Consider the following 13,693-nt stretch of genomic DNA (forward strand, 5'->3'; position numbering starts at 1 on the left):
ACCAGTTCATTTTTATCTTTTTTATTCTGCCCCACCTTTGTAAGGTCAATAAAGGCAAATAATTTAAAGAAATAAAAAATGATTAAGACAATTTTAATTACAGGAGCTTCTCGGGGATTTGGAAAAATATGGGCAGAAGCATTTTTGAAACGTGGCGATAATGTTATTGCTACATCAAGGAACATTGACCATTTACAAGAATTAGCAGATAAATATGGCGATGCTGTTTTAACGCTACAATTAGATGTTACGAGCAAAGCCGACTGCATAAACGCCGTAGAAAAAGCAACACAACATTTTGGAAAAATCGATGTAGTGATAAATAATGCAGGCTATTGTGTATTTGGTACTATTGAGGAAAACAGTGAAAAAGAAGCAAGGGATTTATTTGAAGCCAACGTATTCGGAACTTTATGGATGACACAAGCGATTCTTCCAGTTTTCAGAAAACAAGGCAAGGGCCATATTATTCAATTATCAAGCGTTTTGGGTATTAATTCTTTACCTACAATGGGATTATATTCTGCTACAAAATTTGCAGTAGAAGGACTAAGCGAAGCATTACAAGCAGAAGTAAAAGATTTGGGTATTCATGTTACAATGCTAGAACCTAATTCTTTTAAAACTGATTTCTTTGGCTCGTCAGCAATAGAAAGTACACCAATAGACGCTTACGAAAAAGTGACTTCGGATTTCAAAAATGGCGAGGGAGTGAAACCAGAAAACATTGGTGACCCTATTGCAACTATTGAAGCTATTTTTAAAGTGGTGGATTCTGAGAACCCTCCCCTACGTTTATTTCTTGGTAAATTAGCTTATCCCTGGACACAATATACCTATGGTGAAAAATTAAAATTGTGGGAAGAGTGGAAAGATGTTTCCACGAAATCGCATGGGCATTAAATAGATTTATTTAAAAAAATTATTAGCCGAATTGTTGCTCATGTTGAGTCAATGATTCGGCTAATTTTGTAAATTCGAGCTGACTAATATTTGATATTTCTAGTAAAGGCCCAAGAAGCATGCGTAAATATTTAAATTTAATTTTGCCTATAATTATCTCATTACTTGTAATTTATGGCACATCAATCTGGAAAGGCTTGGATAGTTTTTTATTCGCTTGGATACTAAATTTTATGCTGATGATATCGGTCCTTTCATTTACTCAAACCTTAAAACCAAAACTAGCTTCCAGTTACTACAATACTAAAAAATGGGAAGAAGAAGGGACAATTTATCAATTCTTGGGGGTTAGTTTTTTTAGAAAAATTTTAGTTTGGATTGGTTGGGAGAAACTCAATAAAAAAGGAAATCCTGTTAAAAAGAATATAGATTCATTATTACATCTTGAATATGGAACAAGGCAATCTGAATTCGGTCATCTTATCATATTCTTTATAGTATTAGCAATAAATATTTTTGTAGCTATAAAATTCGGGTTTGTAAAATCATTATGGCTTTTGATATTAAATCTGATATTAAATTTTTATCCAATAATTGTTCAACGCTATAATAGACCAAGATTGAAAAAAGTTATAAATGCAAAGAGAAGTTTATAGTCTCACTAAATCTAAGATTAGGGAGACTATAAAGATTATTCCTTTGTTTTAATGACTCTCACTTTCCATGCTTCAGGACCTTTTTCAAGGTACTCCCATTTAAAAGGTTCTTTGCTTTCTGCTTCCATTTGATAATAAAGAGGCAATGGGTCATGATCATTGATAAATTCGAAAGCTTCGCCTGCTTTTATATCAGCAAAGGCTTTATAAAACATCTCATGGCGTTCTGTTGGTGGAAAAGGCCGGATATCGAACTCATTAACGACTGAAAAACCATCATCTCCTAAACCACTCTTAACTTCCTTTTTTATATGAACAATGTATTCATTAGGTTCCTTTTTCTTATATATCCAGGAATGTTGTCCTTCAAATTTATTAATAAAAATGTCATGAATTTCTTTTGGATCTTCCGCAGCAATAATTTCCATTACGTCACCTTGCTCCATCATACCGTAACGGTGAAATACGATCTGTTTCCATTCATTTTCATTGGCTTTCCGAAGATCAAGCAAGGTTGAGATATCTGTGAATTCTCTTCCTTGAGAAGCCTCGATTCGAGTAACTTTTACCTTCCATTCTCTGCCTCCACGATTGAGATACTCCCATCCCACTACATCTCCATAAATTGAACGAAACTCGTAATAAAGAGGAATTGGATCATGGTCATTGATAAAGATGAAGCTTTCATCAACGGGTAATTCCTTAAACAGTTGTATTAATTTCTTGTGTCTTTCAATCGGAATAAGCACACGCACATCCAATTCTTCTATTTGTATTTTATTATCCATGTTTTTTTTATTTATTGCATAAAGATATAAAAGATGTTTTTGTCTTTTATTTAAATAAGGTCACTTCTCTGCAATAAAAAAGTCTATCCTTTTTTAAGGGATAGACTTTAATCTTTAGATACTTATATTATTTAAAGTACTGGAATTGCGTCTTTTGATTCGAGCTCGGAAACTCCCATTAAGAATTCGTCTACCTTTCTGGCACATTCTCTACCTTCTGAAATAGCCCAAACAACTAATGACTGACCTCTGCGCATATCTCCGGCAACAAATACTTTGTCGACATTAGTGCTATAAACACCTTCCTGAGCTTTAACGTTTCCACGTTGATCATATTCTAGTCCAAGTTGATCTAATAAACCTGAATGCTGTGGATAAAGGAATCCCATGGCTAGAAGAACCAATTCGCAAGGTAACTCTCTTTCAGAGCCTTCAATTTCTGTAAATTTAACAGGTCTTCCATGGCGATCTTTTTCCCATTCTAAATCAACTACTTTTAATCCTTTGAGATTACCATTTTCATCAGCAATAAATTCTTTGGTGTTAATAGACCAATAACGTTCGCAACCTTCTTCGTGGGATGAAGTAGTTTTAAGTAGCATAGGATATGTTGGCCAAGGCATGGCTTCTGTACGGTTAGCAGGTGGCTGAAACATCAACTCAAACTGAGTAACTGAATTTGCGCCTTGGCGATTAGAAGTACCAACGCAATCTGAACCTGTATCTCCACCGCCGATAACAATTACATTCTTTCCTTTTGCTGTAATTTCTTCAGTAAGGATTGGAGATTCTCCTACCCTCTTATTTTGTTGTTTTAGAAAATCCATTGCAAAATGAATGCCTTTAGCTTCTCTGCCTTTATTTGGTAAATCACGCGGGATGGTTGAACCACCAGCAAGAACAACGGCATCGTATTGTTCTAATTCCTTTACAGAAACATCAACACCTACCTCAGCATTGCATTTGAAAACAACGCCTTCCTCTTCCATTATTTTTAACTTACGATCAATAACCCATTTATCAAGTTTAAAATCAGGAATTCCATAACGAAGTAGTCCACCTGGTTTATCGTCTCTTTCAAACACAGTAACCTGATGGCCAGCTTTACTTAATTGAGCTGCAGCGGCTAAACCTGCAGGACCAGATCCTACTACTGCAACGCTTTTACCTGTGGGAAATAATACAGGTTTCGCTTTTGCATAACCTCTGGAATAAGCAATTTCAGCTATATGTTTCTCAATAGATTCAATGCTTACCGGTGAACGGTTAATGCCTAGCACGCAGGCTGACTCACAAGGAGCCGGACAAATCCTTCCGGTAAATTCCGGAAAGTTATTTGTTGAAGAAAGGATGTCGTAAGCCTCTTCAAATTTACCATTATAAACAGCATCGTTAAAATCAGGAATAACATTTCCTAAAGGGCAGCCCGACTGACAAAACGGGATACCGCAATCCATACATCTGGCTGCTTCTTTATTTAATTCCTGATCTGTAAAAGGCTTAACAAATTCTTTAGAATGTTTTAACCTTTCAGTCACCAATTCCTTTTTAGGAGACCTTCTTTCATACTCCTTAAACCCTGTTATCTTTCCCATTATTGTTGTGTACTAATTGTTGTTAATAAGTGATTTAGCCATTAAAGCTTGTTTGTATTCTTTCGGGAATACTTTAACAAAGAATGGTTTATTATCTTGCCAATTACTTAAGATATGATTTGCGATATCACTGTTGGTAAGATGTATATGTTGTTTAAGCAAAGATATTATTTGTGTCTCGTCTTGTGTTTCCAGTTTTTCAAGATCAACCATTTCCAGGTTACATTTTGATCTGAAAGTACCCACTGTATCAAAAACCCATGCAACACCTCCGCTCATACCGGCTGCAAAGTTTCTTCCGGTTTCTCCTAATACCAAAACACTTCCACCGGTCATATACTCACAACCATGATCGCCAAGTCCTTCGACTACAGCCGTTGCGCCCGAATTTCTTACTGCGAAACGCTCGCCAGCCTGTCCGCGAACAAATAACCTTCCGGATGTGGCACCGTATAAGGCTACGTTTCCGATAATTATATTCTCACTTGCTTTATATTCACTCTCTTTTCGAGGATAAATAGCTAATTGTGCTCCTGAAAGGCCTTTTCCTACATAGTCATTTGCTTCACCTTCTAATTCAAAAGATAAGCCCTTAGTTGCAAAAGCCCCGAAACTTTGTCCGGCATAGCCATTAAACTTGTAATTGATGGTATTATCAGGCAAACCTTCCGATTTATATCTTTTCGATATTTCATTGGATAATAAAGTACCAATGGTACGATCTGTATTTTTAAGATTAAAATTACCAAAAACAGGTTCCCTGGTTTCAAGCGCGTTTTCAGCTAATTTCAACAATTCCCAATCAAGGATGGTATCCATTTCATGATCCTGACCTTCTGTATGATATAAAGACCGAGGGTTTGAATGATGTGCCACATGGAGAATATCTGAAAGATCTATACGATCTATCTTCCAATGATGTATTCCTTCTTTTCTCTTTAAGAACTGAGCTTTACCAACCATATCATTGATGGTTCTGAAGCCTAAAGAAGCCATGATTTCACGAAGTTCTTCAGCAATAAAATAGAACAGGTTAACAATGTGTTCTGGCTTACCGGTGAAGAGTTTACGAAGTTCAGGATCTTGTGTTGCCACACCTACCGGACAAGTATTTAAATGGCATTTACGCATCATAATACATCCTCCGGCTACTAAAGCGGCAGTTGCAACGCCCCATTCTTCTGCACCCAAAAGTGTGGCTATAGCTATGTCTCTCGCAGTTTTCATTTGTCCGTCGGCTTGTAATACAACCCGGCTTCTTAATTGATTTTTAACCAATGTTTGATGAGCTTCTGCTAATCCTAACTCCCAAGGTAAACCTGCATGTTTGATAGAGCTAACTGGCGAAGCACCTGTACCACCATCATAACCTGCAATTAAAATCACATCGGCATGAGCTTTTGCAACCCCTGCAGCTATCGTTCCAACACCTGCTTTAGATACTAATTTAACATTGATCCGAGCTGCTCTATTCGCATTCTTTAAATCAAATATCAACTGTTTTAAATCTTCAATTGAATAGATATCATGATGTGGCGGCGGTGAGATTAATCCTACTCCTGGTGTAGCATGTCGAACGCGGGCAATCCAGTCATCAACTTTATGTCCGGGTAATTGTCCTCCTTCACCAGGCTTAGCACCTTGTGCCATTTTTATTTGTAATTCGTCTGCTTCGCTTAAATAATAAGAGGTTACACCGAAACGTGCAGAAGCAATTTGTTTGATGGATGAACGCATAGAATCGCCATTTTGTAATGGCTGATACCTGATTTCATCTTCTCCACCTTCACCTGTATTACTTTTACCGCCAATTCTATTCATGGCTATGGCTAAAGTACTGTGGGCTTCATGTGAAATGGAACCAAAAGACATAGCTCCGGTTGCGAAACGTTTTAAAATATTTTCGGCAGGTTCAACCTCTGCTAAAGGTACAGCAGGGCGGTGATATGCAAAATCTAAAACATTACGAAGAGTATAAAATCTATCTGTTTGCTTACTTATTAAAGCTGAATATTGTCTATAGACATCAAAATCATTGGTTCGACAAGCTCTCTGAAGTAAGTGAACGGTCTCTGGATTAAATAAATGAGACTCTCCTCTTTTTCTCCATGCATATAAGCCTCCTTCTGGCAGCAAATTACTGGCAGACCTGCTACTTGCAAAGCCTCTTCTATGTTTAATGATAACTTCTTTTGCAATTTCATCAAGGCCTAAACCTCCAATTCTTGATACTGCACCACAGAAATAATTATCAACTACATCATTATTAATTCCTAGTATTTCAAAAGATTGTGCTCCATGATAAGATTGTAAAGTTGATATTCCCATTTTAGAGAAGATCTTTAACAAACCTTGACAAATGGATTTCACATAGTTCTTTCTAAGTTCTGGCCATGTTAATTCAGTAGTTATAGAACCTTGTTCTTTTAAGGTACGGATTGATGCAAGTGCCAAATAAGGGTTGATTGCAGTAGCACCAAAAGCTAATAAACAAGCGAAATGATGAACTTCCCAAACATCCCCTGCTTCAACAACCAAACCTACTGATCCACGATGTCCGGTTTTAATTAAGTGGTGATGTACAGCAGATACCGCTAATAATGAAGGAATTGCTGCATGCTGTGAATCAATTGCCCTATCGGTTAAGATAATAACCTCAAACCCATCATTTACAGCATCTTCTGCATATTTACATAGACGATCTAAGCCTGCTTGCAAAGCACCCGGCTTATCTTCTGCCTTAAAGTAAGTCTGTAAACTTTTAGCCTGAAAAACGCCTGTATCAATGCTTCTTAATTTCTCTAATTCCTTGCTTGTTAAAACAGGATGTTCTAGAGCTACGCAGTGGCAATGCATTTTATTTTCATCAATAATATTGCCTCCATTACCTATAAAGGTTGCTAAGCTCATTACCAATTTCTCACGAATAGGATCGATTGGAGGGTTAGTAACCTGTGCAAAATATTGTTTAAAGTAGCTGGATAAATGCTGCGCCTGGGTAGAAAGAACTGCCAAAGGCACATCGGTTCCCATAGATCCTATGGGTTCTTTTCCGTCAAGAGCCATCGGTGTTAAAATATCTTCAACATCTTCACGAGAATAGCCAAAGGCTTGCTGATAGCGATAAACCGATTCTTTAGCTAAATAGGTAAAGGTAACGCGTGGTTCTGCAAGGTCGTCTAACCTGATCTTATATTGATTTAACCAATCGCCATAAGGTTGTTGATTAGCAAGTTCATCTTTAATCTTTTCATCACTGATGACCTCTCCTTTTTCCATATCAACCAAGAATATTTTTCCTGGTTGTAAACGTCCTTTCTTGATAACAAGTTTTTCATCCAATGGTAGAGCGCCAGTCTCTGAAGCAACAATTACACGATCATCTTTCGTAATTGAATATCTTAAAGGACGCAAACCATTTCTATCAAGCATGGCACCAATCATTTTGCCATTGGTAAAACACAAAGCAGCAGGACCGTCCCAAGGCTCGATTAGAGTTGCGTGGAATTCATAAAAAGCTTTCTTTTTAGGTTCCATTTGATCGTTTCCATCCCAAGCTTCAGGAACCATCATTAACATTACATGTGGCAATGACCTTCCGCAATGCATTAAAAGTTCTGCAACGTTATCTAAACAAGCTGAATCAGACTGTCCTTTATCAATAATAGGCAAAAGGATTTCCATCTCTTCTTTTGTAAAAAACGGGGAGGCTAATGATCTCATTCTAGCATAAAACCAGTTTAAGTTACCTGTTAGGGTATTTATCTCTCCATTGTGAGCTACAAAACGAAAAGGTTGAGCAAGTTTCCATGAAGGAAAAGTATTAGTAGAGAAACGTGAATGGACTAAGCCAAATGCCGAAACCATTCTTGCATCGCTGATATCGGGATAGTAAGCACGAACTTGAGAAGTCGTTAGTTGTCCTTTATATACAATGGTTTCGCATGATAAAGAGCTAACATAAAATTGCTCCTGAACTTGATGTTCCGTCTTTTTTATTTCTTGAACGATTAATCGGCGTAAAACAAATAGTTTACGTTCGAAATCTTCATTATTCTTTATTTCTGCTGGTCTTTCTACAAAAAATTGAACAATTGCAGGTTCAACACTCAATGCTGTTTTACCTAAACCGCTTGAGTCAACTGGTACATCCCGGTAACCTAGAAATTTAAATCCTCTATCTTGAGCTGCCTTTTCAATAATCGATCTGCAAATATCATTCTCTTTTTCACCTTTTGGTAAGAAAGCCATACCAACACCATAATGGCCAGGTTCTTTTAATAAAATGTCTAATGCAATACACTCTTCCCAGAAAAATTGATGAGGAATTTGGAACATAATACCTGCTCCATCTCCACTGTCAGGATCGCAACCGCAAGCTCCGCGGTGCTCCATATTTTCTAACATTATCAACGCATCCATAATTTGCTGATGCGATTTTTCTCCTCTTACATGCGCAACGAAACCCACTCCACATGCATCGTGTTCAAACTCAGGGCGATATAATCCGTTTGATTGTGCTTCTTTATTCATTTTTTTATTTGGTAGAACCTCTTGAATTGTTTTGCTAAATTACTATTATTTTTAATAAATATTATCTTTTCCGTAATTTTTATTTACTTTCCTTAAAGAAAACTCATATAAACTTGAATATAATAGGTTTTTAGCAAAACGATGTACAAGAATTTAAGCAAATTTCCATCCAGTAGTATCCTGCTTTCCTCTCAACTTTCGGAAGCCTGGGATAAGAAAATTAAGGTCAAGTAAATCAATCATATAACGATTAGAGTGCCCATTTTTATATTTATATCACTTTTTTTCTTACTTTTGTGGTGGGTAAGTCTTTTACGACCAGCTCCCTTTGAACTCCCCCAGGGTGGGAACGCAGCAAGGGTAAAAGGTTGTAGCGGTGCGATAAAAGGGGCTTGCCCATTTTTTGTTTCTTTTCTTTCTGAATAAGAAACAGGGGTTTATAAAAACCTGAATAATATTGGCTAAATTTGTCCGTATTATTTAACAATTCACATATTCAAGTAATCTCATGAAATTTTTTATTGATACTGCCAATCTTGCTCAGATTAAAGAAGCTCAAGATTTAGGCGTTCTAGACGGAGTAACCACTAATCCGAGTTTAATGGCCAAAGAAGGCATCAGTGGTGAGGAAAACATTATCAATCATTATAAAGCTATTTGTAAAATTGTAGACGGCGATGTAAGTGCGGAAGTTATTTCTACAGATTATGAAGGTATCATCAAAGAAGGTGAAGCTTTAGCAAAATTAGACGACAAGATTGTTGTTAAAGTTCCGATGATTAAGGACGGAATAAAAGCTTTAAAATATTTCTCTTCAAAAGGAATTAAAACAAATTGCACGTTGGTATTCTCAGCTGGTCAGGCTTTATTAGCTGCCAAAGCTGGTGCAACCTACGTTTCTCCATTTATTGGGAGATTAGACGATATATCGACTGATGGCTTATCATTGATCGAAGACATTCGATTGATTTATGACAATTACGGTTTCGAAACTCAAATACTTGCTGCATCTGTAAGAAATAGTATTCATATTCTTGGATGTGCAAAACTTGGAGCAGATGTGATGACAGGTCCCCTATCAGCTATTCTTGCTCTTTTAAAACACCCTTTAACCGATAGCGGTTTGGCTCAATTCTTAGCTGACCATGCTAAAGCAGCTGGTAAATAATCTAAATCTTTTTGATTGCTATTATGCAAATTGAAAAAATTATTGATTTAATTATTATTGGAGGTGGCCCCATAGGACTGGCCTGTGGGATCGCCGCCAAAAATGCCGGACTATCCTATCTAATTATAGAGAAAGGTTGCTTAACCAATTCCCTTTATAATTATCCGCAAGGAATGACTTTCTTTTCAACCGCTGAGCGTTTGGAAATCGGCAATTTGCCCTTCGTAAGCATTAACCCGAAACCTAAGCGAGCAGAGGCTCTGGAATATTATAGAAAAGTCTCACTTTCTTATGATCTAAACATCCGTCTTTTTGAACCGGTAAAGAACGTGCTAAAAAAAGACAACACCTTTACAGTAGAAACTTCAAAAAGCAACTACGAAACAAGGAATATTATTGTCGCTACCGGATTCTATGACATTCCAATGCTAATGGATATCCCCGGCGAAGATTTACCGAAAGTCTTTCATTATTACCAAGAACCTCATTATTTTTCTCATCAAAATGTAGTTGTAGTTGGCGCAAGCAACTCTTCTGTCGATGCTGCTCTTGAAACCTTTAGAAAGGGAGCGAACGTTACCTTAGTTGCAAGAGGTTCCGGAATTGGAGAACGTGTAAAATATTGGGTAAAGCCAGATATCGAAAATCGGATTGCTGCAGGCGAAATAAAAGCTTATTTTTCGAGCAATTTGGTCGAGATTAGGGAAACAGAAGTGGATATAGAAACACCTGATGGTAAAATAACAATCCCTAATGACTTTGTCTTAGCTTTAACAGGCTATCAACCCAATTTTCAATTCCTTGAAAATATAGGAATAGAGCTTGATCAGGAAAACATGAGAATGCCACGTTATAATGAAGTAACTATGGAAACCAATGTTGAAAATATTTATCTGGCAGGCGTAGTATGCGGCGGATTAAATACACATTCCTGGTTTATTGAAAATTCAAGAATCCATGCTGATCAAATAATTGAGGCAATTAAGCAAAAAGGAAATATAGCTAAGATATAGCTGTTTACTTATATAAATAAATCATTTAACTTTACAGAAATAATATAGATTGGGCCACAGGCTAAAGATATGGCAAAAGAATTTTACAGCGATTTAAGGTTGGGTATTTTAGGAGGTGGACAATTAGGACGGATGCTTATTCAAGAAGCAATCAATTTTAATGCGAGTGTATCAGTACTTGATCCGGATGAAAATGCTCCTTGTAAGAATCTTTGCGATCATTTTGAGGTAGGCGCACTTGATGATTATGATACGGTTTATAAGTTTGGAAAACGTGTTGATTTGCTGACTATTGAAATTGAGAAGGTAAATGTTGACGCGTTAGAAAAACTCGAAGAAGAAGGTATAATCGTTTATCCTCAAGCACGGATTATTCGATTAATTCAGGATAAAGGCTTACAAAAAGAATTCTTTAAACAAAATAATATTCCTACTGCTCCATTTCAATTGATTTCTTCAAGAGATGGTTTAGATAATGCAAAGCTTCAACTTCCCTATATTCAAAAATTAAGAAAGGATGGCTATGATGGCCGTGGTGTAATGAAGATTACAAACGAAAACGATAAAGCCAAAGCTTTTGAAGCACCTAGCTTAATTGAGAAATGGATTGACTTTGAAATGGAAATCGGGGTAATTGTTGCCAGAAATCAAAATGAAGAAGTTAAAGCCTTCCCTTGTGTAGAAATGGAATTTAACCCAGAAGTGAATTTGGTAGAGTATTTAATCTCTCCTTCTCTTTTGCCTCATGATATTCAACAGAGAGCAGAATCTTTAGCGATTAAAATTGCTGAAGACCTTCAAATTGTCGGTCTGCTAGCTGTAGAAATGTTTTTGACTAAAGATGGTGAAATCCTTGTTAATGAACTTGCTCCTCGTCCGCATAACAGCGGCCACCAAAGTATTGAAGGGAATATTACATCGCAATTTGCACAACATTTGCGAGCTATATTCAATCTTCCGTTAGGAGAAACACAATGCAGAACGAATGCTGTTATGATTAATTTACTTGGAGAATCTGATTTTCAAGGCTTAGCTCAATATGTTGGTTTAGAGAAAGTATTAGAAAAAGAAGGTGTTTACATTCACCTATATGGTAAAAAATACACAAAACCATTTCGTAAAATGGGTCACGTAACGATTGTTAATGACGATCGTGCAAAGGCTATAGAAACAGCCCGATCTGTTCAGGATATTTTAAAAGTAATTGCTTAAACTAAAAATATGTCAAATCATCAACTTGCAGAAGTGGCTATAATTATGGGAAGTCAATCAGACCTGCCCATCATGAAGGATGCTGCAGAAATATTAAAAACTTTAGGAGTGAGATTTGAATTAACTATAGTCTCAGCTCATAGAACTCCGGACAGGCTCTTTGAATTTTCAAGAAGTGCTGCCTCTAAAGGATTGAAAGTAATTATTGCGGGAGCGGGTGGCGCAGCTCATCTTCCAGGTATGGTTGCTTCATTAACCCATTTACCTGTTATTGGAGTTCCTGTAAAATCATCAAACTCAATTGATGGCTGGGATTCGGTTCTCTCTATTCTGCAAATGCCAAACGGTATTCCTGTTGCTACTGTTGCCTTAAATGCAGCAAAAAATGCAGGGATTTTAGCTGCGCAAATACTAGCAACCAATAATGAAGAACTGACACAAAACCTAATAAACTACAAAGAAGAATTAAAGAAAAAGGTGGAAGAGAGTGCTGATGATGTGGAGAAAATGAACTTTTAACCACTTTGAAACTTTCTATATTTAATTTATACATCCACATTTTTACTTTCATTTGAACTAAACATAAATCCATTCCATATATTTTGCCTTACATTTGCAGCTTCAACATATTGATATGAGTAAACGCGGAAGAGTATTAGTGGCAATGAGTGGCGGAGTTGATAGTTCTGTAGCAGCAGTTATGCTTCATGAACAAGGCTATGAGGTTATTGGTTTAACAATGAAAACCTGGGATTATGCTTCAGCAGGCGGATCGTCCAAAGAAACTGGATGCTGTAGCTTAGATAGTATAAATGATGCACGTGCTTTAGCGGTAGCCTATGGCTTTCCACATTATATTTTAGATATCAGGGATGAGTTTTCAGGCTTTGTAATTGACAATTTTGTTGAGGAATATATTGCTGGTAGAACGCCTAACCCTTGTGTGCTATGCAATACTCATATTAAATGGGAAGCTCTTTTAAAACGTGCAAATCATCTTGATTGTGAATTTATTGCAACCGGGCATTATGCTAATATTAGGTTGCAAGATAGTGGCCGCTATGTAGTTTCAAAAGGTAAAGACGAAAACAAAGATCAATCGTATGTACTTTGGGGTGTTTCACAAGAAAATCTTGCACGAACACGTTTCCCTCTTGGAACTTATAGTAAACCGGAAATCCGGCAAATGGCTAATGATATGGGACAACGAGAGTTGGCTAACAAATCCGAAAGCTATGAAATATGTTTTGTTCCTAATAACGACTATCGATCATTTTTACGTCACCGTGTTGAAGATTTGGACGAGCGTGTTGGGGCTGGCAATTTTGTATTAAGCGATGGGACGGTTGTTGGAAAACATGAAGGCTATCCTTATTATACAATTGGGCAACGAAAAGGACTTGGTATCGCTTTAGGAAGACCTGTATTTGTTATTAAAATTATTCCGGAAACTAATACCGTTGTATTAGGTGATGAAGTTGAGCTGCAAAGATCTTTCGCCATTGTAAAAAACATCAATCTTGTAAAATATGCATCCATTGATGCCCCTTTTGAGGCTGTAACTAAGGTACGGTATAAGGATGCCGGAATGCTAAGTACAATTGAACAAGAAGGTACTTCTATGAAGGTTGAATTCCACCATGCAGTTAAAGGAATTGCACCTGGCCAATCAGCTGTTTTCTATGAAGGAAATGACTTAATTGGAGGAGGTTTCTTAGCTTAATTACATTGTATAATACCTATAAATTAACAAACCAAGGCAATATTTAACACCTTGGTTTTTTCATTTCATATATTCAATAAAAAGTGTGATTTCATAATATTC

10 protein-coding genes and 1 other RNA gene are annotated in these 13,693 nt (G+C 36.8%); 8 read left to right on the forward strand and 3 right to left on the reverse strand.

From position 1 onward, the window contains the following. Positions 1–78: 78 nt before the first annotated feature. The gene (locus tag C8N28_RS02800) at positions 79–903 is read left to right on the forward strand and encodes an SDR family NAD(P)-dependent oxidoreductase (protein ID WP_132221322.1); all 825 of its coding nucleotides are present in this window, start codon (positions 79–81) and stop codon (positions 901–903) included. A gap of 119 nt (positions 904–1,022) precedes the next feature. Continuing rightward, positions 1,023–1,559, forward strand: coding sequence for a glycosyl-4,4'-diaponeurosporenoate acyltransferase CrtO family protein (locus C8N28_RS02805; protein ID WP_132221324.1), 537 nt, complete (start codon positions 1,023–1,025; stop codon positions 1,557–1,559). Positions 1,560–1,594: 35 nt separating this feature from the next. Here C8N28_RS02805 and C8N28_RS02810 read toward each other — a convergent pair whose 3' ends face one another. The 3 genes from C8N28_RS02810 to gltB all read right to left on the reverse strand — a co-directional run bounded on the left by C8N28_RS02810 (position 1,595) and on the right by gltB (position 8,475). Beyond that, positions 1,595–2,347, reverse strand: coding sequence for a DUF2249 domain-containing protein (locus C8N28_RS02810; RefSeq protein WP_132221326.1), 753 nt, complete (start codon positions 2,345–2,347; stop codon positions 1,595–1,597). Between the two features lie 131 nt (positions 2,348–2,478). Beyond that, positions 2,479–3,942 carry a glutamate synthase subunit beta gene (locus tag C8N28_RS02815; RefSeq protein WP_132221328.1) on the reverse strand — a complete coding sequence of 488 codons (1,464 nt, stop codon included), beginning with the start codon at positions 3,940–3,942 and terminating at the stop codon, positions 2,479–2,481. 12 nt (positions 3,943–3,954) lie between these two features. Next, positions 3,955–8,475: a glutamate synthase large subunit gene (gene gltB / locus C8N28_RS02820; RefSeq protein WP_132221330.1), complete on the reverse strand. Its 4,521-nt coding sequence runs from the start codon at positions 8,473–8,475 to the stop codon at positions 3,955–3,957. A gap of 301 nt (positions 8,476–8,776) precedes the next feature. Between gltB and ffs the strand changes: the two genes are divergently transcribed. The 6 genes from ffs (at position 8,777) to mnmA (ending at position 13,591) form a co-directional block, all read left to right on the forward strand. After that, positions 8,777–8,876, forward strand: an RNA gene (gene ffs, locus C8N28_RS02825) — signal recognition particle sRNA small type. A 107-nt stretch (positions 8,877–8,983) separates the two neighbouring features. Continuing rightward, positions 8,984–9,643 carry a fructose-6-phosphate aldolase gene (gene fsa, locus C8N28_RS02830; protein WP_132221332.1) on the forward strand — a complete coding sequence of 220 codons (660 nt, stop codon included), beginning with the start codon at positions 8,984–8,986 and terminating at the stop codon, positions 9,641–9,643. Between the two features lie 23 nt (positions 9,644–9,666). Then, positions 9,667–10,656, forward strand: coding sequence for a YpdA family putative bacillithiol disulfide reductase (locus tag C8N28_RS02835; protein ID WP_132221334.1), 990 nt, complete (start codon positions 9,667–9,669; stop codon positions 10,654–10,656). 69 nt (positions 10,657–10,725) lie between these two features. Next, on the forward strand, positions 10,726–11,868 hold the full coding sequence (locus C8N28_RS02840; protein ID WP_132221336.1) for a 5-(carboxyamino)imidazole ribonucleotide synthase: 1,143 nt from the start codon (positions 10,726–10,728) through the stop codon (positions 11,866–11,868). A 9-nt stretch (positions 11,869–11,877) separates the two neighbouring features. Further along, positions 11,878–12,387 carry a 5-(carboxyamino)imidazole ribonucleotide mutase gene (gene purE, locus C8N28_RS02845; protein WP_132221338.1) on the forward strand — a complete coding sequence of 170 codons (510 nt, stop codon included), beginning with the start codon at positions 11,878–11,880 and terminating at the stop codon, positions 12,385–12,387. Between the two features lie 115 nt (positions 12,388–12,502). Further along, a complete protein-coding gene (mnmA, locus tag C8N28_RS02850; protein ID WP_132221340.1) occupies positions 12,503–13,591 on the forward strand; it encodes a tRNA 2-thiouridine(34) synthase MnmA in 1,089 nt (362 codons plus the stop codon). Positions 13,592–13,693 lie beyond the last annotated feature (102 nt).

Source organism: Albibacterium bauzanense (assembly GCF_004339765.1).
Lineage (GTDB): Bacteria > Bacteroidota > Bacteroidia > Sphingobacteriales > Sphingobacteriaceae > Albibacterium > Albibacterium bauzanense.

Bases quoted from the DNA above. Each gene is read 5' to 3' on its own strand.
- C8N28_RS02800 (WP_132221322.1), top strand. From the start codon at position 79: ATGATTAAGACAATTTTAATTACAGGAGCTTCTCGGGGATTTGGAAAA.
- C8N28_RS02805 (WP_132221324.1), top strand. From the start codon at position 1,023: ATGCGTAAATATTTAAATTTAATTTTGCCTATAATTATCTCATTACTT.
- C8N28_RS02810 (WP_132221326.1), bottom strand. From the start codon at position 2,347: ATGGATAATAAAATACAAATAGAAGAATTGGATGTGCGTGTGCTTATT.
- C8N28_RS02815 (WP_132221328.1), bottom strand. From the start codon at position 3,942: ATGGGAAAGATAACAGGGTTTAAGGAGTATGAAAGAAGGTCTCCTAAA.
- gltB (WP_132221330.1), bottom strand. From the start codon at position 8,475: ATGAATAAAGAAGCACAATCAAACGGATTATATCGCCCTGAGTTTGAA.
- fsa (WP_132221332.1), top strand. From the start codon at position 8,984: ATGAAATTTTTTATTGATACTGCCAATCTTGCTCAGATTAAAGAAGCT.
- C8N28_RS02835 (WP_132221334.1), top strand. From the start codon at position 9,667: ATGCAAATTGAAAAAATTATTGATTTAATTATTATTGGAGGTGGCCCC.
- C8N28_RS02840 (WP_132221336.1), top strand. From the start codon at position 10,726: ATGGCAAAAGAATTTTACAGCGATTTAAGGTTGGGTATTTTAGGAGGT.
- purE (WP_132221338.1), top strand. From the start codon at position 11,878: ATGTCAAATCATCAACTTGCAGAAGTGGCTATAATTATGGGAAGTCAA.
- mnmA (WP_132221340.1), top strand. From the start codon at position 12,503: ATGAGTAAACGCGGAAGAGTATTAGTGGCAATGAGTGGCGGAGTTGAT.